The 23963-nt window shown below is 58.3% G+C and carries 23 protein-coding genes and 1 tRNA gene; 12 read left to right on the top strand and 12 right to left on the bottom strand.

What is annotated here, in order from left to right; translation table 11 throughout:
* Positions 1-138: 138 nt before the first annotated feature.
* The 3 genes from HMPREF3104_RS04955 to HMPREF3104_RS04965 all read right to left on the bottom strand — a co-directional run bounded on the left by HMPREF3104_RS04955 (position 139) and on the right by HMPREF3104_RS04965 (position 4496).
* Entirely contained in the window at positions 139-1968 is a 1830-nt protein-coding gene (locus tag HMPREF3104_RS04955; RefSeq protein ID WP_070494684.1) for a BCCT family transporter, read from the bottom strand.
* An 83-nt stretch (positions 1969-2051) separates the two neighbouring features.
* A complete protein-coding gene (locus tag HMPREF3104_RS04960) occupies positions 2052-3518 on the bottom strand; it encodes an NAD-dependent succinate-semialdehyde dehydrogenase (RefSeq protein WP_070494641.1) in 1467 nt (488 codons plus the stop codon).
* Between the two features lie 21 nt (positions 3519-3539).
* A complete protein-coding gene (locus HMPREF3104_RS04965; protein ID WP_070494642.1) occupies positions 3540-4496 on the bottom strand; it encodes a flavin reductase in 957 nt (318 codons plus the stop codon).
* Between the two features lie 193 nt (positions 4497-4689).
* On the opposite strand from HMPREF3104_RS04965, the gene HMPREF3104_RS04970 reads away from it, so the two are divergent.
* The 8 genes from HMPREF3104_RS04970 to HMPREF3104_RS05005 are packed head-to-tail and all read left to right on the top strand — an operon-like array spanning position 4690 to position 10465.
* Positions 4690-5370: a GntR family transcriptional regulator gene (locus HMPREF3104_RS04970; protein WP_210386486.1), complete on the top strand. Its 681-nt coding sequence runs from the start codon at positions 4690-4692 to the stop codon at positions 5368-5370.
* A 1-nt stretch (position 5371) separates the two neighbouring features.
* The gene (locus HMPREF3104_RS04975) at positions 5372-6001 is read left to right on the top strand and encodes an amino acid synthesis family protein (protein ID WP_246816362.1); all 630 of its coding nucleotides are present in this window, start codon (positions 5372-5374) and stop codon (positions 5999-6001) included.
* 2 nt (positions 6002-6003) lie between these two features.
* Entirely contained in the window at positions 6004-6555 is a 552-nt protein-coding gene (locus HMPREF3104_RS04980) for an amino acid synthesis family protein (RefSeq protein ID WP_070494643.1), read from the top strand.
* An 18-nt stretch (positions 6556-6573) separates the two neighbouring features.
* Positions 6574-7305, top strand: coding sequence for an alpha/beta fold hydrolase (locus HMPREF3104_RS04985; RefSeq protein ID WP_070494644.1), 732 nt, complete (start codon positions 6574-6576; stop codon positions 7303-7305).
* The gene (locus HMPREF3104_RS04990) at positions 7305-8786 is read left to right on the top strand and encodes an aldehyde dehydrogenase (RefSeq protein WP_070494645.1); all 1482 of its coding nucleotides are present in this window, start codon (positions 7305-7307) and stop codon (positions 8784-8786) included. The genes HMPREF3104_RS04985 and HMPREF3104_RS04990 overlap by 1 nt, the downstream gene beginning before the upstream one ends.
* 25 nt (positions 8787-8811) lie before the next feature.
* Positions 8812-9006 carry a tautomerase family protein gene (locus HMPREF3104_RS04995; protein WP_070494646.1) on the top strand — a complete coding sequence of 65 codons (195 nt, stop codon included), beginning with the start codon at positions 8812-8814 and terminating at the stop codon, positions 9004-9006.
* Positions 9007-9031: 25 nt separating this feature from the next.
* Positions 9032-10078 carry an LLM class flavin-dependent oxidoreductase gene (locus tag HMPREF3104_RS05000; protein ID WP_070494647.1) on the top strand — a complete coding sequence of 349 codons (1047 nt, stop codon included), beginning with the start codon at positions 9032-9034 and terminating at the stop codon, positions 10076-10078.
* Positions 10079-10081: 3 nt separating this feature from the next.
* A complete protein-coding gene (locus HMPREF3104_RS05005) occupies positions 10082-10465 on the top strand; it encodes a riboflavin kinase (RefSeq protein WP_070494648.1) in 384 nt (127 codons plus the stop codon).
* 98 nt (positions 10466-10563) lie between these two features.
* Here the strand turns inward: HMPREF3104_RS05005 and HMPREF3104_RS05010 are convergent, their stop codons facing one another.
* The gene (locus tag HMPREF3104_RS05010) at positions 10564-12075 is read right to left on the bottom strand and encodes a SulP family inorganic anion transporter (RefSeq protein ID WP_070494649.1); all 1512 of its coding nucleotides are present in this window, start codon (positions 12073-12075) and stop codon (positions 10564-10566) included.
* Between the two features lie 143 nt (positions 12076-12218).
* On the opposite strand from HMPREF3104_RS05010, the gene HMPREF3104_RS05015 reads away from it, so the two are divergent.
* Both HMPREF3104_RS05015 and HMPREF3104_RS05020 read left to right on the top strand, forming a co-directional pair.
* Entirely contained in the window at positions 12219-12740 is a 522-nt protein-coding gene (locus HMPREF3104_RS05015) for a peptidylprolyl isomerase (RefSeq protein WP_070494650.1), read from the top strand.
* Between the two features lie 99 nt (positions 12741-12839).
* Positions 12840-13430: a rhomboid family intramembrane serine protease gene (locus HMPREF3104_RS05020; protein WP_246816363.1), complete on the top strand. Its 591-nt coding sequence runs from the start codon at positions 12840-12842 to the stop codon at positions 13428-13430.
* 53 nt (positions 13431-13483) lie between these two features.
* On the opposite strand, the gene crgA is transcribed toward HMPREF3104_RS05020, so the two are convergent.
* The 8 genes from crgA to HMPREF3104_RS05060 are packed head-to-tail and all read right to left on the bottom strand — an operon-like array spanning position 13484 to position 23134.
* A complete protein-coding gene (gene crgA / locus HMPREF3104_RS05025; protein WP_052205656.1) occupies positions 13484-13759 on the bottom strand; it encodes a cell division protein CrgA in 276 nt (91 codons plus the stop codon).
* Between the two features lie 60 nt (positions 13760-13819).
* Positions 13820-15820 (bottom strand): Stk1 family PASTA domain-containing Ser/Thr kinase, encoded by a 2001-nt coding sequence (gene pknB, locus HMPREF3104_RS05030; RefSeq protein WP_070494687.1) that lies wholly within the window; start codon positions 15818-15820, stop codon positions 13820-13822.
* A gap of 6 nt (positions 15821-15826) precedes the next feature.
* On the bottom strand, positions 15827-17449 hold the full coding sequence (locus HMPREF3104_RS05035; RefSeq protein ID WP_070494652.1) for a serine/threonine-protein kinase: 1623 nt from the start codon (positions 17447-17449) through the stop codon (positions 15827-15829).
* A gap of 14 nt (positions 17450-17463) precedes the next feature.
* Positions 17464-18942, bottom strand: coding sequence for a penicillin-binding transpeptidase domain-containing protein (locus tag HMPREF3104_RS05040; RefSeq protein ID WP_070494653.1), 1479 nt, complete (start codon positions 18940-18942; stop codon positions 17464-17466).
* Complete coding sequence (locus HMPREF3104_RS05045; protein WP_246816364.1) at positions 18943-20310, bottom strand: FtsW/RodA/SpoVE family cell cycle protein; 1368 nt, start codon at positions 20308-20310, stop codon at positions 18943-18945.
* Entirely contained in the window at positions 20310-21686 is a 1377-nt protein-coding gene (locus tag HMPREF3104_RS05050; protein ID WP_070494654.1) for a PP2C family protein-serine/threonine phosphatase, read from the bottom strand. Before HMPREF3104_RS05050 ends, HMPREF3104_RS05045 begins: the two co-directional genes overlap by 1 nt.
* Positions 21686-22135, bottom strand: a complete 450-nt coding sequence (locus HMPREF3104_RS05055) for an FHA domain-containing protein FhaB/FipA (protein WP_052205652.1) — start codon at positions 22133-22135, stop codon at positions 21686-21688. The genes HMPREF3104_RS05050 and HMPREF3104_RS05055 overlap by 1 nt, the downstream gene beginning before the upstream one ends.
* A gap of 21 nt (positions 22136-22156) precedes the next feature.
* Positions 22157-23134 carry a DUF3662 and FHA domain-containing protein gene (locus HMPREF3104_RS05060; RefSeq protein WP_070494655.1) on the bottom strand — a complete coding sequence of 326 codons (978 nt, stop codon included), beginning with the start codon at positions 23132-23134 and terminating at the stop codon, positions 22157-22159.
* Between the two features lie 232 nt (positions 23135-23366).
* Here HMPREF3104_RS05060 and HMPREF3104_RS05065 point away from each other — a divergent pair.
* Both HMPREF3104_RS05065 and HMPREF3104_RS12460 read left to right on the top strand, forming a co-directional pair.
* Positions 23367-23450, top strand: a tRNA-Leu gene (locus HMPREF3104_RS05065).
* 269 nt (positions 23451-23719) lie between these two features.
* Positions 23720-23878 carry a hypothetical protein gene (locus tag HMPREF3104_RS12460; protein ID WP_157045345.1) on the top strand — a complete coding sequence of 53 codons (159 nt, stop codon included), beginning with the start codon at positions 23720-23722 and terminating at the stop codon, positions 23876-23878.
* The last annotated feature ends 85 nt before the right edge of the window (positions 23879-23963 follow it).

Consider the following 23963-nt stretch of genomic DNA (forward strand, 5'->3'; position numbering starts at 1 on the left):
ACGAGCTCCCCGAATTGCTGCATGTTGAATCCAGCTTGAAAGGTTTGCTTGTGACTGGTTGCTAACTAGATACAGATGAAGGTTGGATGGAGAACAGAGATTCTCCATCCAACCTTCATAGTTTCTTGAGGTTTGTAGCTAACGTTCCTCGTCGGCCCAAGTTCGGGTTTCTACGTCGAAGTCGATTTCCGACCCTTCAGAGTCAGTTCGTTTATACCAATCGGTGACCTTGCTGCTGGTGGAATCAAATCCCGTGCCTGCGCCTTTGCCCGAAGGTGCGACAGAAACTGCAATCTGGAAGTCGTCACCATGCTCTTTCAGGCCTTCTTGAACGGCCTGCTCGATGGCTCTTACCGCGTAGTCTTTTCTGATTACCGCTGGGTCTGTTCGGAGGTCAAGGACAAAACTCACTGCAATACCGATGAGGACTACAGCAAATGGAATTGCGACCAGGATAGTGAGGTTCTGGAGTGCGGTTAGTGTGGTTTTGCCGCCTGCAAGGAGCATTACGATTGCGATTCCCATCATGCAAAGGCCCCAGAACGCAACCACGAGCTTATTCGGAGCAGGGTCGCCCTTGGTGGAAAGTGTGCCCATGACCACAGAGGCGGAGTCGGCCGCCGTGATAAAGAACACTGCCAAAATCAGAATCAACAGAACTGGCATGATGCTGTTCAGCGGAAGCTGCTCGATCATTGCGAATAGCACCTGTTCGTTGGATGCAGTGCCGTCGAAACCCGCGACACCGTCACGGTGGAACTGGATCGCAGTTCCGCCAAAGACCGTGAATGCAAGGATCAGGAGTGAAGCGGGGACGATCGTGGTCACGAGGATAAACTCACGGAGGGTGCGACCGCGCGAGATACGGGCAATGAACATTCCTACAAACGGTGTCCATGCGATCCACCAAGCCCAGTAGAAGGCAGTCCACCATCCCTGGAACTCAATAGTTTCGGGGCCCCAGGACAAGGACTTGCTTGCCATGCTCAGGAAGTTATCAAAGAAGGCGATACCGCCCGACGGGATTAGGTTCAGCAGGAACAGCGTTGGTCCTGTGAAGAAAACGAATGCGATGACGCCGAGTGTTAGCGTGATGTTGATATTTGATAGGTAACGAATGCCACGCGCCACGCCGGAGACGGCACTGAGCACCACGCAAACTCCGAGAATGGCAATGACAATGACGATGAGGTTGTTGCCTGCAGGTCCAAGTCCGGCAACAATTTCGACGCCCCTGGTGATCTGGATCGCCGATAGTCCGAGGGTAGCTGCTGTACCAAACAGAGTTGCTGCGATAGCAAGCATGTCAATGATTCGGCCCAAGACAGTTTCCCCTGGCTCGGGACCGAGGAGTGGGCGGAAAACAGAGCTAATCAACGTCCGACGACCGCGGCGGTAAGTGGAATAGGCGATTGCGCCTCCCACCATTGCGTATAGACCCCAAATGAGAAACGCCCAGTGGTAGTGAGACTGCGCCATAGCTAGGTGGAGAGCTTCGGGAGTTTCGGGTTCTACAGTGTGTGGCGGGGGAGAGATGAAATAGGCGAGGGGTTCGGAAGGACCGAAGAAAAACACACCTACGCCAATACCTGCAGCAAACATCATCGCGACCCAGGAAAAGCGGGAGAACTCTGGTTTGTCGCCGTCCCTTCCCAAAGGCACGCTCCCGTATCGGGAAAAGGCGAGGTAGAGCATAAGAAATACGCCACTGACCATGACGGCGTTTAAGAGCCAAACAGCGTTCTCCATAGCCCAGCCGAATGCCGTTGTGGAGGCTGAAGAAACACCTTCAGGATTCGTAATTCCCCAGATAATGAAGGAAACGATGAGGATGCCCGTGACGAAGAAAATCACTCGATCTAGTCTGAACGAGCGGTAGTTTTGCTCAACACTGATTCCCGGGACTAAGCCCGGATGAAGATTGTGAGGGTACAGTCCGACTGCGGTACCTCGATGTCCTCCGAGTATCCGGGAGGGACCATTTCTGTTGTCGTTTTGTGTCGTCACTTGGTTTCCTTTCTTGAAGAGCCAAGTTTTGGCGGCGAACGTAGCTAACTCGTTGGTAGGCGGGTTCCGATGTACTGGAGGGTCGTGTAATCTTCGATTCCTTCGATTCCACCCTCGCGTCCAGTACCTGATTGCTTCACTCCGCCAAAGGGCGCAGCGGCGTTAGAGACGACGCCGGAATTCCAGCCCATGATGCCCGCTTCAATTTGGTCGGAAGCGGTCAGAAGTCGATCAAGGCTCTCTGTGTAGACGTAGGAAGCAAGCCCGTATTCAGTCTGATTCGCGATCTGCCAAGCCTCTGCATCATTTTCAAAGCTGACAATCGGAGCGACTGGCCCGAAGATTTCTTCATTGATAATTCGGGACTCTGGGGCGACGTTTGTGAGTAGCGTTGGCCGCATGAAGTGGCCTGGGCCATCGAACTGCTCTTCTCGGGTAATGCGCTTTGCGCCCCGTTGAAGCGCATCTTGAATCAGGGATTCGATATTTGCTAGTGAACGGCTATCGATCAGAGGGCCGCAATCAGTGCTCTCCAAGAGTCCATCGCCGACTGTCAACTGATCGAATCGCTCTGCCAGCCGGCGAGAGAACTCTTCATAGACACTGGAGTGCACGATAAAGCGATTTGCTGCAGTACAAGCCTCGCCATTGTTACGGAGCTTTGCGGCAACGGCACCTTCGATGGCTTGATCCAGATTTGCGTCCTCGAACACAAGGAATGGCGCGTTGCCTCCAAGTTCCATGGAAGATCGGACCACGTTATCTGCCGCAGCCTTCATCAGTATCTTGCCGACGTTGGTTGAGCCGGTGAAGGAGATCTTGCGCAGTCGACTGTCTGCAAGGATCGGACCAGAAATCTCAGATGCTCGTGAGCTGGGGACAATATTTAGGACGCCCGCCGGCAAACCCGCTTCCACGAACACTTCACCTAGCTTGAGAGCAGTGAGTGGAGTGAGTGCTGCTGGTTTAATCACCATCGTGCATCCAGCTGCGATAGCGGGACCGACTTTTCTTGTAATCATCGCCAAGGGGAAGTTCCACGGGGTGATGAGTAGGGAGGGACCAACAGGCTTTCTCCGAGTGATTAACCCGAGATGGCCCTCCGGTACCGACCCAGTTCGTCCTCCGATGCGAACCGCTTCCTCGCTAAACCAGCGAAGAAACTCATTGGCATAAGCAACCTCTCCACGTGATTCTGCGATTGGTTTGCCCATCTCAAGAGTTATGAGAGAAGCAAACTGCTCTGAATCTCGTTTCAGGATCTCGAACGCGTTTCGTAGGATCTCCGATCGATACCGGGGCGCAGTAGCGGCCCAAGCGTCCTGTGCCTTACATGCAGCCTCAAAAGCAGCGCGGGCATCGTTGCTGGTGGCATCACAAACTTCAGCGATGACTTCTCCATTGGAAGGGTTCTCAACTTGGAAAACTTCCTTGTGAGCTGCTTCCCGCCACTGACCGTCAATAAAGAGCCCAGATGTTTGGCCGTTGCTTTCAATCAAACTTTGTTTCATTGGAGCTTCACTTCCGACCCACTAGGAAAGTTCCGTCAGGTTTTGGCTGTCATAGAAGCGACCCGCGCGATAGATCAACGGTTCGTTCTCTGTGGCGGTTGCATTCACAACCCGTCCGATGAAGACGGTGTGAGTGAGGGCCTGGAAGCGCTCCTTAATCTCCACCTCGATTGATGCGGAGGATCCGGGGAGCAGTGGCGACCCGTTTGGCGCAGATTCCCAGTCGACCTTTGAGAACTTGTCTTCGCCCTTCGCTGCGAAGACTCCCAAAACATCTAGTTGATCCCGGCTCATGATGTTGAGTCCCATGTAATTCGACTTGAAGAGAGCCGGGTACGTCGAGGAAGTCTTCTGGACGCAAACGCTGATCAACGGTGGGTCTAGCGAGATGCTGTTGTACGAGTTCGCCGCAAGTCCTCGTGGCTTGCCGTCTTCATCCAGGGTGGTTACCACCATCACGCCTGTTACGAACTGTCGGTTGAAAGCCTTAAACGCTTCCTGTGGCGGGTTGCCGGTGAAGTTTGCAGTGACGGGTTCTACCTCATGCTGCTCGAAAGCCGAGTTCAGAGACTGCAATCCAAGGTCCGACAGAAGTTCACTGGCATCCCACGTTGCTTCTTCTCGTTTGATCTTATTGTCTTCGATTGTTAGCAAGTTGCAGCCGAAAGTCTCCACCTGGGCGCCAGTGGGTGGTACGCCATTGAGCGCCTCAGTGAAGGTTCCTTGAGACTTCCAGAAAACAGCGAAGGTGTTGTCTTCTTTCACAATTGCGTCGACTGTGGTTGTCAGGTCTGGAAAAGCTTGGCGAATATCAAGGATTTCTGCCTTGACCTGATCCAACGAGCTTCCTGCGCTCTCGCCACGGCGAAGCCTGACGTAATCCTCACAAACGATTGCGTCCAAAATATCGACGTTGCCCTTATCCCAAATCTGCTCCCAAACTTCCGCGAGTTTGGTCCGATCCAATAGTTCGCTCATTGTTCCTCCTGTCAGGCATCGCACATCTAAGCAAGTGATGTGGCGTGGGTTACATGCGGGGCCAATGCTAACGCTTGTATGCAACAGAGTCAATAGATTTCCAAAAAACCCGACAAAAACTCTGTTTATGCAAATGCTTGACAGCATTGGAGGCGAAATGTAGTTTCCCTGGTATACAAGAAAGGAGTGATTAGTGACCGCAACCGGAGACTTTCAACTGCCGCTGCTGGATCAGGTGCGTGCTCACGTGCTGTCCGGCGACTACGGACCGGGGGATCAAATACCGGAAGCAGTTTTGGCGTCTGAGTTTGGTGTCAGCCGTACACCGATTAGAGAAGTCTTTAAACAGCTCGAGTCAGAGGGCCTTGTTCAGATCCGGCCAAGAGTTGGAACTTTCGTATATGAGCCAACGAAGCGGGAGATTATTGAGCTTTTCCAACTTAAATCTTCCTTGGAAGGTCTAGCGGCCAGCCTTTTTGCTTCCCGTGCGCCAGAGCGAGAGCTTTCAGTTCTTGAGGCCAACGTTTCGAAGTCAGCAAACGCTGTGGACCATGGGGACTCTGAAACATACGCGAAGTTAGTTCATGAGTTCCACTGGACGATTGTCGAAGGCGCAGATAACAACAAGCTCTACGACATGTATGAGCTGCTAATGAACCAGCTTGTCTACCACAAGCTGGTGTTGAAGACGGTAAGTACCCGAGGGCGTCTTATCGCTTCGAATCAAGAGCATGAACGGGTCCTCCAAGCGTTCGTTGATAAGGACCCGATTGCCGCCGAGATTGCGATGAGGGAGCACGTTTCAGCATCCAGCAGAGCAGCACTCATCACTTCTCATGGGCCGTCGCTCTCTGAGCTGAAAGAAGAGGATTGATTTGAGTAATGACAGTTCCCACTTTGTGGATTTAGCTACCCAAATGGGTGTCCGGGAAACCAAGATTTATGTCGAGGAAACCTGGAGTGAAGCGCAATCTCAGCTGGAGAAGCCGGTTGTGCACATCGCAGCTACCGCCGTCGTGAAGAACCCGTGGGTTGGTGGCTCAACCGATGCGGACCTTTCTGAAGAAGTTCAAAAGCTTGCACCGGTATTGGCGAAGGTCTTGTGTGACAAGGTCCTTGCGAGCGCTGGTGGAGCCGAGAATCTCATTGCTTTTGGAAAGGCAGCTTTCGTCGGCGAAGCAGGCGAATTGGAGCATGCTGCAGCATTAATTCATACCCCCTTCTTCGGAAACCTAGTTCGCGAGATGCTGGGCGGTACCTCGGTGCTGTGCTTCACAGACGGCCGGATCGAGCCGGGAGCGGCAGTCCGTGTGCCGATGTGGCACAAAACTGAGGCCGGACTGCGTGATTTTTATCAGACGGTAGAGGTGCCTTTGGGTGCAGCTCCAAATCGAGACGAAATCTGCGTCGTGGTTGCAGCTTCGACTGGTTCTCGACCATTTCCCCGAATTGGTGACCGGACTACGGACCCATCGGTTACCAGCGAAATCTTGAAAGGATTCTAAAAATGGAAATTCGTAAGATCGTGACCACCGTTGAGGATGTTCTTCTTGAAGGAGGCTCCCCGGTAAAGCGCCCCTATAAGGTCGCAGTTGTTTCCGCAGTGATTAAGAACCCTTGGGCGGGTGCAGGTTTCGTTGAGGACCTTGCTCCGTTGATCGACGCCAACGCAAGCGATTTGGGTGCCCTGTTGGCACCGCGAGTAGTTGAGGCGCTTGGCCAGCCGGTTGAGGCCTATGGCAAGGCAGCGATCGTCGGCATGGATGGTGAGATCGAACACGGTTCGGCGCTGATTCACACTCTGAAGTTTGGAAATCACTACAGGGATAACGTCAATGCAACCACCCTGTTGCCGGCAGTGGAGAAGCGTGGTCCGGCTGGAATTATTTTCGACATTCCGCTCAAGCACATCACTGATGCAACAATCCGTTCGCACCACCAGACGGTTGAGTGCAGGATTTCTGATGCGCCCCATGCTGACGAGATCGTAATTGCACTTGCTGCGTCTGCTAGTGGGCGTCCGCAAGAGCGACTCGCTCCGATCTCCACCGAGCAGTAAGCGATAGGAGCCGCGGACATGTGCTCGAACGTTCTCCTATTACATGGGGTTGGACTCGACTCAAGTGTTTGGGATCGTCTACGGAAACGCCTGGACTATGAAACCACTGCGTTGGACCTTCTGGGGCATGGACAACGAGCTCCAATCAAAGAAGAGGTAAACCTCAAGGCGTTTGCCGACGATGTTGTTTCACAAATGCCGCAAGAGCCAGTCCATTTGGTTGGTTTTTCGCTTGGTGGACTGGTGGCGTCGAGAATTGCAATTGATCATCCTGATCGCCTCTTGTCGCTCACGATTGTCAATTCGGTATGCGAAAGAACCGAAGCTGAGCGTGACGCGGTTCGCGCCAGGTATGCACTGGCCGCAGAAGATCTTGATGCCAGCATGAATGCGGCTCTAGACCGCTGGTTCCCACCAGAGACGCCATCCTTCGAGGAACTCAGGAGTGAAACCGGAGAGGTTCTGGCCGCCAATGATCGTGAGTCCTACTTACACGCATACAAAGTCTTCACCTTCGGGGACCTCGATGTAGCGCAAGACCTGCGCAAAGTTCTGGTCCCAACACTCATTGTTACGGGTGAGGATGACCCTGGTTCAACCGTTGATATGGCCTATCGGATGCAGGAGAAGATTCCTGACTCGACGGTTGCAGTTCTTCCAGGGGCAAGACATATGACACCAGTTACCCATGTCGCAGAACTGGAAACGCTGTTGACCAACCACTTCGACACTGCAGAAAGGCGAGTTTGATGACCGAGAAAATCTATCACTTCATAGACGGTGCTCCGGCTGAACCGGCATCCGGGGAATATATCGAGAGCACCAACCCGGCGACCCTGGAGACTCTTTACAGTTTCGCCCGCGGCGGTAAAGAAGACGTTGAAAAGGCAGTTGCCTCAGCGAAGAAGGCTTTCGAATCCAGTGGATGGAGGGACCTTTCTGCTACTAAGCGAGGACACCTTCTTCGTAAGCTCGGGGAGCTCATCGCGGAGAACAGTGAAGAGCTCGCCCTACAGGAGAGCCTGGATAACGGAAAACTGCTTCGTGAGATGCGGGCGCAGCTCAAGAGCGTGCCGGAGTACCTCTACTACTACGGCGGTTTGGCCGACAAGATCATGGGCTCAACGATCCCTTCATCTAGCCCTTTCGTGTTGAACTACACGGTTCGGGAGCCGCTGGGTGTGGTTGGCGCGATCACCCCTTGGAACTCGCCCATCACTCTGACGATTTCAAAGCTGGCACCAGCGCTGGCGAGTGGAAACACAATTGTTATTAAGCCGAGTGAATACACCTCGCGAACCATTGTCCGAATCGCTGAGCTTGCACATGAAGCCGGCTTCCCACCCGGTGTCGTGAACGTTGTCACTGGCTACGGAGCTGAAGCTGGAGCGGCGCTCGTAGAGGACAAGCGACTTGCAAAGATCTCCTTCACGGGATCTACGCAGACAGGCTCATCAATCGCAGCTTCCGCAGCTTCGCGATTCATTGGGACCACCCTTGAGTTGGGAGGCAAGAGCCCCAATATCGTGTTCTCGGACGCAGACTGCGATAACGCCAGCATTGGTATTGTCGCCGGAATCTTCGCTGCTGCTGGGCAAACCTGTATTGCGGGGTCGCGAGTTTTTGCGCAGGAGGAGATTTACGACGAATTGGTCGAAAAGATCATCAACCGCGCAAGCAAGATCAAGATGGGCGACCCACTTAAGGACGACACCGAGCTTGGACCGCTGGCCTTCGCTGGCCAATTGGAAAAGGTGGAATCGTATGTCCAGCAAGGCATCGCGGAGGGGGCGAAACTGCAGTTTGGCGGCTCGCGCCCTGACGTCGGACTTCCCGGGTACTTCTTCTCGCCGACGGTCTTCACTGAAGCAACCAACGAGATGACGATCTGTCGCGAGGAGATCTTTGGCCCAGTTGTAGCCATCATGCCCTTCAAAACGGAGGAAGAGGTGTTAGCTAAGGCGAATGACACTTCGTACGGATTGGCTGCGGGCGTTTGGACTTCCAACCTTCAGCGGGCCATCCGAATGTCTGACCGCCTTGAAGCAGGCACCGTTTGGCTCAACATGTACCGCGCAATGTCCCCAACTTCACCCCGCCAGGGATTCAAGAACAGTGGTGTGGGGATTGAGCATGGCGTTGAGGCTATCAACGAGTACACGAGGTTGAAGTCCGTGTGGATCAATACCGATGAGTCTCCTATGCAGGATCCGTTCATCTTGCGCTCTTAAGAGCTGCAGATAAGGAGAAACCCAAATGCCACTCGTTCAAGTTTCTATTGGGAAAGGCCGGAGTACAGATCAGCTCCGAGATCTGGTCTCCGAAGTGCACAAGGCGGTGGAGCGAACGGTAGACGCGAAGCCGGACGATATCACCGTAATTGTCAATGAAGTTGAACCGAATCTCTGGGCTCGGGGCAACAGAACGATTGAAGAAATCCGGGCAACCTAAGTGCCCCTATCCGAAAGGAAATGAAATGCGTTTTTCACTGTTCATCCACATGGATCGTTTTGACACGTCTCAATCCCACGAAGAGGTTTGGGAGAACCTGGTCGAACTTGTGCAGCTTGCTGAAGCCGGCGGCTTCCACAAGGTATGGATCGGGGAGCACCACTCGATGGAATACACAATCTCCCCCAATCCGATGTCTCAGCTAGCAAACCTCGCTGCGAAGACCTCTACGATCCGATTGGGCGCTGGCACTATCATCGCTCCGTTCTGGCACCCAATCAGGGCTGCCGGTGAAGCTGCCTTGGTAGACGTCATCTCTGGTGGACGTCTGGAGTTGGGCATTGCCCGTGGCGCCTACCAGTTTGAGTTTGATCGCCTGAAGGACGGTATGCCAGCGGCAGAGGGTGGCGAGTATTTGCGTGAGCTAATCCCTGCAGTTCGTAACCTCTGGGCAGGGGATTACGAGCACAACGGTCAACATTACGCATTCCCAGTCTCCACTTCGGTTCCGAAGCCAAAGCAGCCGGAGATTCCAATTTGGGTAGCAGCACGAAGCCCCGAAACTCACGATTGGGCAGTTGCGAATGGCTGTAACGTGCAGGTCACGCCCCTCATGAAGGGTGATGAAGAAGTGCAGGACTTGATGGACAAGTTCAACAATGCCCGTGCAGCGCACCCAGAGATCACTGAGAAGCCTGAAATCATGGTTCTCCGCCACACGCACGTCCACTCGGCGGATGATCCAGAAGGCTGGCGTCCTGCTGCTGAATCGATCAGCAAGTTCTACCGCACGTTCTCCGCATGGGCGTTTGGCAAGGAAGCACCGGTGAATGGTTTCCTGGACCCTCAGCCGCTTGAGAAGTTCAAGGATCGACCGGAGTTTGAACTTGAGAGCATTCACAAGTCGGCCATGATTGGTACTCCAGATGAGGTTATTCCTCGCATTAAGGACTACGAAGCGATGGGGTATGACGAGTACGCCTACTGGATCGACAATGCCATGTCTTTTGAAGGGAAGCGGGATTCCCTGAAGCTCTTCATCGATCAGGTTGTGCCAGCATTCGGTGAGTAGACCATGCAGATCGAAGGAATTGTTCAACCAGGGGACCAACGAGGTCGTTTGCTAGGTTTCCCCACTGCCAATATTGCGTTGCCGACGGAGAACGAACAGCTCTGGGAAGAGCGTTCAGGGGTTTGGTCAGGGCTTGCCACGCTTGACGACGGCACGTGCCACCTCGCCACCATCTCAATCGGCCGACGGCCGACGTTCTACCGAAAAGATGGCGAGTTGCTAGCAGAGGCCTTTCTTCATGATTTTCAAGGCGACTTGTATGGCCGAAAGTTGGTCATCAACCTCGAACACTTCTTGAGAACGCAGGCCAAGTTTGACTCGGTCGACGAGCTTATTAGTGCGATGGAGGCTGACGCCCAGAACACTGAGAAGCTAGTAACACTCTAGCCGTGATGGGCCGGAAACTCCGGCCTTGTTAACCCCGTGACTTGGTGCTATTTGTCCAGGTTGCGGGGTTTTCTGGCGAGGAATCCCGCACGGGTGGCTTAACTATCGCCGAGTTGGCCGGAGAGGTGGTCGAGGCGCCACTTGCTCGGGCCGTCCAGGCCGATGATCTCCACGGTTTTGCCGCGTTGCTGGAACTTGTGGGTGATGGAGTCGAGGGTGGCTACGGTGGAGGCGTCCCAAATTTCGGCCGCGGAGAGGTCAATGATGATGTGTTCGGCCTCATCGTTGTAGTCGAACTGGTACACAAGGTCGTTGCTGGACGCCCAGAAGAGCTGGCCGTGGACTTTGTAGGTGCGGATGTTGGGGTGGCCGTCGCCAGTCGTGTCCAGCTCTTCGACCATCTCTAGGCGCACCAGGTGGGCGACGCGGCGGGTGAAGGTCACCATCGCCGTCAGCACACCCAGCACCACGCCGACGGCCAGGTTGCCGGTGCCCAGCGTGCCGACGACAGTGACCAACATCGCGGTCGTTTCAGACAGCGGCATGAACTTCAGCGTGCGTGGGTGGAGGGAGTGCCAGTCAATGGTGCCAAGGGAGACCACGATCATCACGGCAACCAAAGCGGCCATGGGGATTTGGCCCACCAGGTTGTTCAACGTGAGCATCAGCACCAAAAGGAACACGCCGGAAATCAGCGTGGACAGGCGGGTGCGCGCTCCGGATTCGCGCACGTTGATCATGGTCTGGCCGATCATGCCGCAGCCGCCCATGCCACCGAAGAAACCGGTGACAATGTTGGCTACGCCCTGGCCCCAGGATTCGCGGGTTTTGTCGGAGTGGGTGTCGGTGATGTCATCTACAAGCTTGGCGGTCATCAAGGATTCCATGATGCCGACTACTGCCATGCCCAAGGCATACGGTGCGATGATGGAAAACGTTTCGAGGGTTAACGGGACGTCGGGAAGCAAAAGCCCTGGTAGCGAGCTTGGGAGCTGACCCATGTCACCCACGTTGGGCACGGACCAGCCGAACGCCAGCACCATCGCGGTGAGCACGACGATGGCTACCAGTGGGGCGGGGACAACCGTGGTCAGGCGTGGCAGGCCGACCACAATGACCAGGCCGATGGCCACCAGCGGGTAGACCAACCACGGTACGTTGAACAGGTGCGGCAACTGCGCGGAAAACACGAGGATGCCCAGGGCGTTGACAAAGCCGACCATCACGGAGCGGGGGATAAACCGCATAAGGCGTGCGATGCCAAGGATGGCCAACAGGATTTGGAAGATGCCGCCGAGGATCACCGTGGCAATGAAGTAATTAAAGCCGTGATCGCGCATCACCGGTGCGATTACCAGGGTGATGGCGCCGGTGGCGGCGGTGATCATCGCAGGGCGCCCGCCGGTGAACGAAATCGTGATTGCCATGATGACGGTGGCGAACAGCCCCACCGCCGGGTCCACACCCGCCAGGATGGAAAAGGCGATGGACTCCGGAATCAACGCAAGCGCCACGGTCATGCCGGCAAACACTTCGGTGCGCAGGCGCGCCGGGGAGGAAAACGCGTAGCGGAAGGAGTCGATAACTCCGGAGGGGGCTTTTTCGGTCATGCGCTAACCGTAATCCTCGGGCGGCGGCAAGGCGAACCCTGAAAACAAATCGATTTGTTACGGATGTGATTTTAAAACCCCAGGTCGCTGAAAAATATCGCAAAATTTTTCAGGGTTTCTGAATACCGCGTACCCTAGTCACCATGACTATGAAAACGCAGACGATGACGTTGCACACCAACCACGGCGACATTGTGATTGACCTGTTTGGCAACCACGCACCGAAGACCGTGGCAACCATCACCGGCCTGGCAACGGGCGAGCAAGACTACACCACCAAGAACGCCTCCGGCACCAACGAGGGCCCGTTCTACAACGGTGCGATCTTCCACCGCATCATCCCGGGCTTCATGATCCAGGGCGGCGACCCGACTGGCACCGGCACCGGCGGCCCAGGCTTCCAGTTTGCTGATGAGTTCCACCCGGAGCTGCAGTTCGACCGCCCGTACCTGCTGGCCATGGCTAACGCTGGCCCGGGCACCAACGGTTCCCAGTTCTTCATCACCGTGGACGCCACCCCGTGGCTGAACAACCGCCACACCATCTTCGGTGAGGTTACCGATGAGGCATCGAAGCAGGTTGTGGACAAGATTGCTAACGTTAAGACCGGCCGCATGGACCGCCCGGTTGAGGACGTGGTGATTGAGTCCGTGGACGTTAACTAAGTGAACTAAGCGGACGTAACCATTAACGTATTCCGTAACGTTCTCCGCGGCGCACCGGCGACCACCATCATTGCCGCCGTGTGCGTCGCGGTTTTTTGCGTGTCTGCACTCCAGACGCGTTCGTTGACGCAGGTGGTGTGGGGGTCATCCCTTGCGGAGCACATGATTCTCTACGGCCCCGAGGTCACTGGCCTTGGCTACAGCCGCGCGTTGACGTCGGGCTTTTTGCACCTGGATGCCACGCACTTGTTCCTCAACATGCTCATGCTGGTGCTCGTTGGTGCGGAGGTTGAGCGCGCGATTGGGACGGGTCCGTTTGTGGTGGCGTATGGGGGGTTTACGTTGGCGTCGTCAAGCATGGTGCTCGTGGGTGCTTTTGGGGTGCCCACGGCGGGTGCCTCGGGGGCCCTGTTTGCGCTGATGGCGGTGCTAGTAGCTCTTGCTTATCGACGCCACGCCGACCTCATCGCCCCCCTCACCCTTCTGGCCGTGAACGTGGGCTATACGTTTGTGGCCACCAACGTCAGTGTGTGGGGGCACGTGGGTGGGTTGTTGGTGGGGGCGTTGGTGGCGTGGCCGTTGACGCATCCAAGCAAGAAAGCCCGATGGGTGACAGCTTGGGTGTGTTTGGGGCTATCGGTGCTGGCAGTGTGGCTGCCGACGCTGCCAACGGCCACCCCTGTGTACTAAATCCACAGGGTTGTCCACAGGGTTATCCACAGCCTGTGGATAGGTGTGGATAGTTAGCGCCAACCCATGGTCATCAGCAGACCAACGATCATGCCGGCGAAGCCGATGGCGTAGTTCCACGGGCCGAGCTCAGCCAGGAACTGGACCTGATCACCGAAGATGTAGAAGGCGACAATCCAGGCCAAACCGAGCAACATGAGGGCGAACATGATGACCTTGTACCAGGTCGGGGTGCCGCCGGTGTTGATCTTCACCGGGGTGCGCGACGTGCCGGCCGAGGTGGTAGATACCGGGCGAACGGCGTCCTTTGTCACTTTTGCCTTGGGCATGTGTGCAGTCCTTTCAACGCTAGAGCGCTAGCCTATCACCGGCCGCAGTGGGCCGGGTATTTACGGGATGAGGGCAGAGGCCTCAAATTGCCAGAGGTTGTAGCCAATGGCCTGGTCTTTACGGATAACCTCACCGGCGGCGACCTCCTGGTGGCCGATCAGGCCGCTGTCAATCGCCGCACCAGTCGGCACCGCGGGACCAGGGACAAGGCGCCCAGTCCAGCCGAGGTCACGCAGCGCCTGGTCCGCCTCCGTGGGGTACATGCGCGTGATCTGCGGCATGGTCATCAACATGTTGTTGGACACGCGCAGCTCCACCGTGGTGCCGGTCTCTACCTCGGTGTTCGCACCGGCCACGGCAAGTACCTCACCGTCCGGGCGATCCGAGTCCACGCGGGTGACCGTGGCGCGCAGATCAAGCTGCGCAAGCGTTGCCGTTGCCTGGTTCACGTTCAGGCCAACCAGGGACGGCACCTCCACCTTCTCCCGGCCTTCAGAGACCGTGATTATCACCTTCGAGCCCTTCGACAGCTGCGAACCAGCCGCCGGGTGCTGCGACGTAACCAGGCCCTCCGGGACAGTGTCGGAGGTTTCCTTCCGAATGTCCTCGTTGAGCTCCAGGCCCGCCTGCTCCAACGCCTCAAGCGCGTCCTGGGCGGTGAGGTTGCTCAGGTCCGGCACGTCTGTGAGCTCGCGGCCGGAAGAGACGATCACGGTGACCAGGGATCCCGGCGGCAGCTGCGAGCCAATCGCCGGACTGGTGCCAATGACGTCTCCGCGGGCGATGTCCGGGTTCGGCTCCTCAGAGGTCACGGTGCGAAGGCCAAGCGCCTCCAGCTGCCCGATCACTTCCGTACGCGGCTTGCCCACCACGTCCGGCACCATGATCATCTGCTCCTGCACCTGGCGCTGGTCAGAGAAGTATGAGTACGCAAACCAGCCAGCGGTGCTCAGCAGCGCGACGCCAAGAAACGCGGCGACAATCTTCATCCATGCGGACGTACCGGTCTTCTCGTTGGCGCGGCGGTGATCCTCATAACGGGAGTGCTCCTCACGGGCACGCGCCGCATCCGCACGACGGGCAGGTTCCCTGCGTACCGGCGCACGATCCGTAGCAACAGCAGTGCCGCCAACCACCGTCTGGTCTGTGGCGTTGGTGGCGTTGGACGCATCAAGGTCCGACTCCGCGGCAGCCAAGTGGTTGCGCGCGGCTTCCGTTACAGAGCCGCGCTCCAAACGCTCCAGGTCCGCACACATTTCGTCGGCAGACTGGTAGCGGTCCGCCGGGTGCTTCGCCATCGCCGTGAGAATCACCGAATCAATGTTCACGGCCTCATTCGGGCTCAACGTGTCCGCAATACGCTCGCTCGGCGGCACCGGGTCTTCCTGGACGTGCTGGTAGGCCACCGCAAACGGGGACTCGCCCTCAAACGGCGGCTGGCCGGTGACGGCCTCATACATCACGCAGCCCAGGGCGTAGATGTCACTGCGGGCATCCGCGGCCTTGCCGCGCGCCTGTTCAGGGGAAAGGTACTGCGCCGTACCAATCACGGCGGAGGTCTGGGTCATTGCAGACGTCGCGTCATCCAACGCCCGCGCAATACCAAAATCCATCACCTTCACCGTGCCGGTGTTGGTAACCATGATGTTCGCCGGCTTGATGTCACGGTGAATAATCCCGGCATCATGCGAAGACTGCAGCGCCTTGGTTACGGGCTGCATGAAGGTGGCGGCGTCGTGGGGGCTAAGCGGACCGTCGTCACGCACGATGTCCCTCAAGTTCCTACCAACAACGCGCTCCATCACAATGAACGGCACTTCCAAGCCATCGATGTCCTGGGAGCCCGTGTCATACACCGCCACAATGTTCGGGTGATTCAGGCGCGCAGAATTCTTCGCCTCCTGGCGGAAACGCTCACGGAAATTCTCATCACGCGCCATGTCAGACTTCAACATCTTCACGGCGACCTGGCGGCCAAGGACCGTATCCGTAGCCGCGTAGACGTCAGACATGCCGCCCGTGCCGATGATGTCCCCGAGCTCATAGCGGTCAGCGATCATCATGTGTTAGTTGTCACCTCCTGTGACAGATGGGTCAGCTTGTGATTCTAACTCACCGTTGTCCTGCGGCGTTGTCGGCGCCTCCTGCGCAGACGTCGCGGGCGGCTGATCCGGCTGCTGCGGCTGCGAAGGCTGAGAAGGCTGAGCAGGCTGGGACGGATGCGGCTGCGTGGGCTGCTCCGGGTGGGAAGGACGCGGCTGCGAAGGCTGCTCCCGCGTCGGCTGCTGGCGGGTAGTCGTGCTCGGCTGGCTGGTCTCCGGCTCAAACGTGATCGTGCCCGGGGCGTCCTGCGTAGGCACCTCGCGCTGCTCCGGCTCCGGCTGCTGCACCTGCGTCTGGGTCTCCGTCACCGTTTCCGTGGCAGCCGTGGCGGCGGTTGTAGGCGTCATCGGTGTGCTCGTCTTCGGAGAGGAGCTGCCAATCATGCCCGCCGACCACGCCCAAGCAACACCGCCGCCGATCAGCGCAAGCAGCAACAACGCCGCAATGATCGGTCCCGCAGCACCGCTCTTGCCGCCGCCGCCAGCACGCGCCGGTGCCGGCGGCGCCGACTGTGCGGAAAGCGCAGCACGCTGCGCCTGGGCCGCAGCCTGCTCACGTGCCGCCTGCTCAGCGGCAGCGCGCCGGGCTTTTTCCTGCACCGCCATCGCCGCGGACGGCGGGTACTTCCCAGCCGGGCGGGTGGTGCGCGCGTCAGCAACGTTGGCCAACATCTGGGTAGACGCGGTAGCCGACGGCTCCGCCGCAATCACCTGCGTACGCCCACCCGGCTGGGCCGGGCGCATACCGTTTCGCACCTGGCTGACGGCCAGCTGCATCTCGTTGCCGTCGCGGAAACGCTGCTCCGGGTTCTTGCGCAGGCCAATCTCAATGAGCTCACGCGCCGGAGCAGACACCGAAATAGGCAAAGCCGGCGGCTCGTTGCTCACGTGCGCAAGCGCCACCGACACGGAGGAGTCCCCGGTAAACGGACGTGTACCGGAGAGCATCTCGTAGCCCACCACGGACAGGGAGTACACGTCAGACGCCGGGGTGACCGACAGCCCTTGCGCCTGCTCAGGGGAGACGTACTGGGCGGTGCCCACCACCATGCCGGTGCGCGTCAGCGGCACTGCTGCCGCGGCCTTGGCAATGCCAAAGTCCGTGATCTTGATCTGCCCGTTCTGGGTGATCATGAGGTTGCCCGGCTTAATGTCGCGATGCACCATGCCCATGCGGTGGATCATGGCTAGGCCATGGGCGGCCTGCTCCAGCACGTCCAGCGCAACGGATTCCTCCAGCTGGCCCTCGCGGGCGATCAGGTCCGCCAGGGACTCGCCGCGGATGTACTCCATGGCAATGAAGCACATGCTGAAACCGGCTGGCGAGGTGACCTCGCGGTAGTCATAGGTGGCCACCACGTTGGGGGAGTTGATGCCTTCTGCAGCCAGTGCTTCGTTGCGGAAGCGGGCGAGGAACTCCTGGTTGCTGGAGAACTCCGGGCGCAGGACTTTCAGCGCCACCTCGCGCTCATTGACCACATCGTCTGCCAACCACACGGTGGACATGCCGCCGTGGCCGATGACCCATTGCAGCTGGTAGTCATCGCCGATAAGTTGTTGTAAATCTTCGCGGTTTTCCGTGTTCATGCTTACCAACTCACCTACCTATTTCCCTGCTCTTGCTGGGTGTTTTCCTCTGCCGGTGCCGGAGCGGGTGCCGCGGGTGCCGCTCGCAGGATCGCACGCCCCAGCGGCGAGGACACCTGCCCGCCGGTTGCTCCAGCACCCAAATTGCCGCCATTCTTTACAACGACAGCCACCGCCACATCCTTCGCGTCATCAAACGCCACATACCAAACGTGCGGGTCAGCGCCCTCGGCGTGCTCCGCGGTGCCGGTCTTGGAGGCGAAACTGTTGCCGTCATAACCCCAGGTCCAGCGCTCAGAGCCGTACATCAGCCCGGCAAGCGTTGCCGCTTCCTCCGGCGTCAGTGCCTCATTGAGCATCTCCGGCTCCGCTTTGTACGCCTCCGTCAGGTTGGGGCGTGTCACCCGGGAGACCACATACGGCTTCATACGCACGCCATCATTGGCCACAATGCCGGCCATCACTGCGGCCTGCAGGGCGGTCATGGTGACGTCGCGCTGACCGATGGCGGATTGCGCCACCTCCGGACCGCTGGGCAGGTCGCCCAGGCTGCCGGCCGCGTTGGGCATACCAAGGTCATAGCGCTCACCCACGCCGAAGGCGGCGGCGGCCTCACGCATGGCGTCCGCCCCAACCTCAAGACCCATCTGCACAAACGCCGTGTTGCACGACAGGGCAAACGCGGTGGACAGTGTGACTTGGCCGCCGCTGCCGCACACCTGGCCGCCGTAGTTGCTCAACGGGATGTCGGTGCCCGGCAGGATGGTCTGCGCCTCACCAGTCAGCAGCGAGTCCGGCGTGTAGCCGTTGCGCAGGCCCGCTGCCGTGGTGATGATCTTGAAGATGGAACCCGGCGGCAGCTGGTCCTGCGTCGCGTGATTCAACAGCGGCTTGCCGGGGTTGTTGTTCACATCCGCCCAGGTGCCTTCTGCCGTCGCTGGGTCAGCGATCAGGTTCGGGTCATAGGACGGGGTAGAGGCCAGCGCCAGGATCTCACCAGTGCTTGGGCGGATTGCGGCGATGGCGCCCTCGTACCCAGGGTTTGCCAGCAGCTCATAGGCCTGCGCCTGCAACTGTGGGTCAATGGTCAGCTCCACGTTGTTGCCCACCTGGTCCTCTTCCAACCCGGTGCGCAGGAAGCGGGAGGACGCCCCGGCGGTGTCCCCAGTCAACTGCCCGTTGAAGCCAGCCTCCAACTGGGCTGTGCCGTACTGGTCAGAGACGTAACCCACCACCGGGCCGAACGACAGCGGCATGTTGGGGTAGGAGCGCTGGTAGAACCCGTCCTCAGTACGGAACGACTCCGCCAGCACCAACCCGCCCGCGTTGATCTGACCGCGGTTAATCTGGCGCAGCTCCACAGTGGTGCGGGCGTTGCGGGGGTCTTGCGCATACACGTCTTCACGAAAGCCCTGTACAACGGTGAGGTTGACCAGCAAGGCCACAATGAGCAGCAGCGCAAACGATGCGCCGAGGCGAATGGACTTGTTCATTTACGCCCCCGTCCCTACAGCCTGTGCTGCGTGCCTGCGCACACTGCGCGGCGTTTTCCGCAGCGCGTCCTGGTCAAACTCCGTCGGGCGGTTCGCGGCGTTGGACACGCGAAGCAGCAGTCCGAGCAGGATGTAGTTGGCCATCACGGAGGAACCACCGGCGGACATGAACGGCGTGGTCAGACCAGTCATGGGCAGCATGGCGGAAATGCCACCAGCAACCACGAAGATCTGGATGGCAATCGTGGTGGCAAGGCCTGCGGCCAACAGTTTGCCGTAGGTGTCACGCACCTGTAGCGCGGAGCGGTAGCCGCGGGAAATAAACACCGCGAACAGGCACAGCACCGCACCCAGGCCAACCAGACCCAGCTCCTCACCAAGCGCGGCCAGGATGTAGTCAGACTCCGCAACCGGGATCATGCCCGGGTGCCCGTAACCAAGGCCGGTGCCGGTTAAGCCGCCCCAGCTCAAGCCGAACAGGGCCTGGGAGGGCTGGTAGCCAATGGTTTCGAAGTTTGCCAGCGGGTCAAGGAAGTTGGCCACACGCTGCTGGATCTTGGTGCTGACTTGGTAGACGGCGTAGCCGCCAACAGCCACCAGGCCAACGCCAATCAGCAGCCAGGAGGTGCGCCCAGTGGCGAAGTACACCATGGCCAACACGGTGGCAAACAGCAACAGGGCCGGGCCAAAGTCGTCGGAGATCCCCATGATCAAAATGGCAATCGCCCACACCACCAGGATCGGCGCCAAGTCACGCAGGCGCGGGAAGGTCAAGCCCAGGAAACGCTTGCCGGCCACCGTAAACAGCGCACGCTTTTGGGTGAGCAGCTGCGCGAAGAAGATCAGCAGCAGGATCTTGGAAAACTCACCAGGCTGCAGCGAAAACGGACCAATCCAGATCCAAATCCGCGCATTCACATTCGGCGGCTGCGGCCACACCAGCGGCAACGCCAGCAGGATCAAGCCAAGGATGCCCAGCAGGTAGGAGTAGCGCGACAGCGCTTTGTGGTCACGCACAATCGCCAGCGTGAGCACCATCAGCACCACGCCAACGAGGGACCAGATCATCTGCCGTGACGCCAACCCACTTGAGCTATCCGCAAAGCCGAGGCGATACAGCATGACCAGGCCAATCGCGTTGAGCAGACTGACCACCGGCAGCAGCAGCTGATCCGCGTACGGCGCGAGCCAACCAATCGCCGCGTGCGCGATGCCGTAGACCAAAATGAAGCCGCCTACCAGGTACAACAGTTCCCCGGTCAGGGTGCGGCCCTGGCTCAGCTCAAGGCTAAACAGCATCAACAGCAACAGCCCTGCGGAGCACAGCAGCAGCACCAGCTCCTTGGTCCGCCCAAATACGCCGCGCACTACTTCACCTCCCGGCACTTCGGTTGCTCAGCGTCCGGCTTGTCAGTCTCAGTCTTGTCAGTCTTGTCGCCGTCTACGCACACCGGCAACGCTTCGTCTGCAAGCCTGCCCAACATCCCCAGCACCTCGTCATAGGTGCCCGAGGGCAGACGCTCCGCCGCATCCTGCTGGCTTTCCGGCAGGTCGCTTTGAGAAAACAGGTGGCAGTCCGACGTGCTCTTCGCACCCTCCTCATACGGCTGGGTGCGCATCGTGTTCTTCGAATCCAGGCACACCTGTTGCACCGGCTCACCACGACCGGTCTCAATCACAAAAACGCCCTGCTCATCGGTGGTCAGGTTGTAGGTCTCCGGCGTCTTATTGCGCATCCACATCGTCGCCGAAAACGCCAGAATCAGCGCCAGCAGCAGCGCACCGATCACCCACGGCCATGTGCTTCGTTGGGGACCCTCCGCATCATCGCCCGCGGCGTCCGCAGGCTGCAGCTTCGCACGGTTGTGGTCCGGCTCAATCGTCTCCGACTTGCGCAACAGCGCCGCCGCCCGCCCCGCCGAAGAATCCGGGTGGGTGGACTCAAAGCTGGGTGCCAAAGCACCGGCCTTCACAGGGGCTTCATTGCTTATCGACGCCCCTGCGCCGCCACCCACAACCTCCGCCACCACCACAGTGACGTTATCCGGGCCACCGGAACGAAGCGCCAGCTCAATCAAACGATCCGCCGCGTTTTGCACCGTGCCCTGGCCAAGCGCCACACCGATGGTCTCTGCCGTGACTGGGTCCGACAAGCCGTCCGAGCACAGCAGCAGGCGGTCGCCCTCTTTAACGTCCACCATCTCCAAATGCGGTGTGACATCCCGGCCCGTGTACGCCTTCAAAATCAAGGACTTCTGCGGGTGCGAGGACACATCCTCCGGCGCCAGCTTGCCCTCGTCAACCAAAGACTGCACGAACGTGTCGTCGACGGTGAGTTGCTTCAACGTGCCGTCGCGAAGCAGATAGCCCCTGGAATCACCCACATGGATCAGGCCAAGCTGCTCACCGTTAAACATGACCGCCGTCAGCGTCGTGCCCATGCCCTCCTGCTCCGAGTGCTCACGCACCGAAGCAGCAATCGCCGCATTGGCATCATCCGCCGCAGCACCCAACAGCGCAAGCATGTCCGCATCCGCCGGATCCTTATCCAGGTGCTCCAGATGCTCAATCATCATCTGCGAAGCAACCTCGCCAGCGGCATGACCACCCATGCCATCTGCAAGCGCCAACAAATTCGGGCCAGCATACGCCGAATCCTCATTGTTGCCACGCACAAGACCGCGGTCAGACGACGCGACGAAATCAAGGCGCAAATTCTTCGAAGATCTCTTTGCGGAACTCATTACGGCACCAGCCTCACAATCGTGCGTCCCATTTTGATATCAGTGCCCACAGACACCCGTTCCGGTTGATCAATGCGCATACCCTGCACAAACGTGCCGTTGCGCGAATCCAGATCCTCAACAAACCACTCACTGCCGCGACGGAACAACCGCGCGTGCCGTGCCGAGGAAAAATCATCCCCCAGCTGGAAATCATTATCCGGGCCACGGCCAATGGTCAGCTCCTCCAACGAGGACACATCCATATGGGAGCCCTGCAACGGACCCTCAACCACAGTCAGGTGCCGCGGCTTCTCACGCTTGACCGGCGCTTGCCGCGCCGCCTGCCTAGGCACCATCCCCGCCGCGCGTACAACATCCTTACGCTGGATAAACACCACCAGCAGGATGAACAGCCACAACAGGGCGAGCAGCCCAAAACGGGCGCTCAGAATCACAGTGGCATCCATCGGCTTCCTTCCGGCAGGGGGTTATTGGTTATTCGTCTGGCCCGGCTGATTGGGCTGGGCTGGCGGTTGGAAAAACTCAGTGCCCGGGTAGGGAACCGGCTCAGCCGGCGGCTCCACAGCCTCCGGGAAATGCGGCGGCTGAGCGTTTGCGGCACCCTGGCCAGCGCCGTTACCGCCCTGCGGGTTCACAATGCGCACCTCAATATTGGAATGGCCCACCGTGATCACGTCACCATCCGCCAACATCCAGTTATCAACCTGCTCATCATTGACCGTGGTGCCATTCGTGGACTCCAAATCCACCAACACCGCGATCTCCCCATCCCACGTGATCTCCGCGTGCTGACGCGACACGCCAGTATCCGGCAGCCTGAAATCAGCATCGTTGGAACGGCCCAAAATGTTGGACCCTTCGTGGACAAGGTAGGTCCTCGACGAGCCGTCTTGAAGCAGCAAGCTCACCATCGGCTGCCCACCACCGGAAACAGGCTTCATAGCATTTGGTTCGGACACAGCATCCTCCTGTTCATGTGCCGATGCTTCACGACGCCGCGCAAACGCAGCCACCGCCGCCGGAGAAGGCTCCGCATCGATAGCGTCAAACCCACTCCCCACATCGGGCACAGAATCAATGTAAGACGACACCCGCAGCTGGCCCGTACGCAAACCAGACTCCTCGGCAATACGCACAACAGCCGGCCCATCCAAGAACCAGCCCTGATTACGCACGAAACGCATCAACTGCTCAGCAAGGTCAACGGGCAAATCACGCTGCTTAGACAGGTTCTCCAGATCCTTCGAGGACACACCAACCGCGTACACGTTCGGTGCCACAACCTCATCCTGGTCCGTAACAACCAACGAATCCTGCGCCTCCTGGCGGATCAGCTCCTCCAACTCAGCGGAGACAACCTTGCCGCCAAACACCGCAGCCATGGAGTTATCCAAACCGCGCTGAATAGAACTATCCAGCTTGGCCAACCTGTCCATAAATGACATTCCCGTTCACCTCCTTTACTGGTGCTGCTCGTGCGTTTGCTCGTGCGCTTGCCTGTGCGCGCGTGCGCACGGGTGTCTTATGACGCAGTAAGTATAGGTGCCGATGCCACACGAACCTAGAAACCACGATGGGGCGACAGCATTAAACTTTGAATAGTTGCCAGAAAAATGAGTGTTTAACTGGCGATTTGTTGTTGTGCCCGCGTGAGGTGCTATGGTTATCAAGTCCCAAGCCCGGGTGGCGGAATTGGCAGACGCGCTGGCTTCAGGTGCCAGTGTTCGCAAGAACGTGGGGGTTCAAGTCCCCCCCCGGGCACAGACAGACACCCCGTGCGAGAAATCGCGCGGGGTGTTTTCGTTTCCGCCGAGCTTAGCCCGTTTAGAACGCGTTTGTAGCTACCTACACTCGGCTACCTTTGCAAAAAACGCCTGGTAGCTGCGTGTAGGTAGCTACAAACTTTCCCGGGGTAGACGTTGTAAACGGGGGCCCTGATAAATATAATTCCCGAAAATCAGGACGCTTGGCTTAACTGAAAGCAAAGCTGTGACCGTCATAAACATCTCCGGTCGTAAAGGATTCAAAATATGGTAGCCACCGCACTCTCCGCAGTCTTGGGTACTCTTTCTTCCATCGCTCTGATTTGGTCCGTTCTTGAAGTTTTCACCGTGACTCAGCAGCGCCCGGGCATCGCTATCCCGGACGCCGTTCGTGTTGCAGCTGCGAAGTACGGCATCCACTTCTAAGCATTCGTACCCGCGAACGTAAATAGGTCCTGCTTTCTGGCAGGGCCTATTTCTTATTTGCGGCACGCCGAAACAGGGACGAAAA

Source organism: Corynebacterium sp. HMSC30G07, assembly GCF_001806945.1.
GTDB lineage: Bacteria > Actinomycetota > Actinomycetes > Mycobacteriales > Mycobacteriaceae > Corynebacterium > Corynebacterium riegelii.

Bases quoted from the DNA above. Each gene is read 5' to 3' on its own strand.
- HMPREF3104_RS05050 (WP_070494654.1), bottom strand. From the start codon at position 21,686: ATGAGTTCCGCAAAGAGATCTTCGAAGAATTTGCGCCTTGATTTCGTC.
- HMPREF3104_RS04965 (WP_070494642.1), bottom strand. From the start codon at position 4,496: ATGAGCGAACTATTGGATCGGACCAAACTCGCGGAAGTTTGGGAGCAG.
- HMPREF3104_RS05040 (WP_070494653.1), bottom strand. From the start codon at position 18,942: ATGAACAAGTCCATTCGCCTCGGCGCATCGTTTGCGCTGCTGCTCATT.
- pknB (WP_070494687.1), bottom strand. From the start codon at position 15,820: ATGATCGCTGACCGCTATGAGCTCGGGGACATCATCGGCACGGGCGGC.
- crgA (WP_052205656.1), bottom strand. From the start codon at position 13,759: ATGCCCAAGGCAAAAGTGACAAAGGACGCCGTTCGCCCGGTATCTACC.
- HMPREF3104_RS12460 (WP_157045345.1), top strand. From the start codon at position 23,720: ATGGTAGCCACCGCACTCTCCGCAGTCTTGGGTACTCTTTCTTCCATC.
- HMPREF3104_RS05055 (WP_052205652.1), bottom strand. From the start codon at position 22,135: ATGGATGCCACTGTGATTCTGAGCGCCCGTTTTGGGCTGCTCGCCCTG.
- HMPREF3104_RS04985 (WP_070494644.1), top strand. From the start codon at position 6,574: ATGTGCTCGAACGTTCTCCTATTACATGGGGTTGGACTCGACTCAAGT.
- HMPREF3104_RS04960 (WP_070494641.1), bottom strand. From the start codon at position 3,518: ATGAAACAAAGTTTGATTGAAAGCAACGGCCAAACATCTGGGCTCTTT.
- HMPREF3104_RS05060 (WP_070494655.1), bottom strand. From the start codon at position 23,134: ATGTCATTTATGGACAGGTTGGCCAAGCTGGATAGTTCTATTCAGCGC.
- HMPREF3104_RS05015 (WP_070494650.1), top strand. From the start codon at position 12,219: ATGACTATGAAAACGCAGACGATGACGTTGCACACCAACCACGGCGAC.
- HMPREF3104_RS04995 (WP_070494646.1), top strand. From the start codon at position 8,812: ATGCCACTCGTTCAAGTTTCTATTGGGAAAGGCCGGAGTACAGATCAG.
- HMPREF3104_RS04990 (WP_070494645.1), top strand. From the start codon at position 7,305: ATGACCGAGAAAATCTATCACTTCATAGACGGTGCTCCGGCTGAACCG.
- HMPREF3104_RS05005 (WP_070494648.1), top strand. From the start codon at position 10,082: ATGCAGATCGAAGGAATTGTTCAACCAGGGGACCAACGAGGTCGTTTG.
- HMPREF3104_RS04980 (WP_070494643.1), top strand. From the start codon at position 6,004: ATGGAAATTCGTAAGATCGTGACCACCGTTGAGGATGTTCTTCTTGAA.
- HMPREF3104_RS05035 (WP_070494652.1), bottom strand. From the start codon at position 17,449: ATGAACACGGAAAACCGCGAAGATTTACAACAACTTATCGGCGATGAC.
- HMPREF3104_RS05000 (WP_070494647.1), top strand. From the start codon at position 9,032: ATGCGTTTTTCACTGTTCATCCACATGGATCGTTTTGACACGTCTCAA.
- HMPREF3104_RS05010 (WP_070494649.1), bottom strand. From the start codon at position 12,075: ATGACCGAAAAAGCCCCCTCCGGAGTTATCGACTCCTTCCGCTACGCG.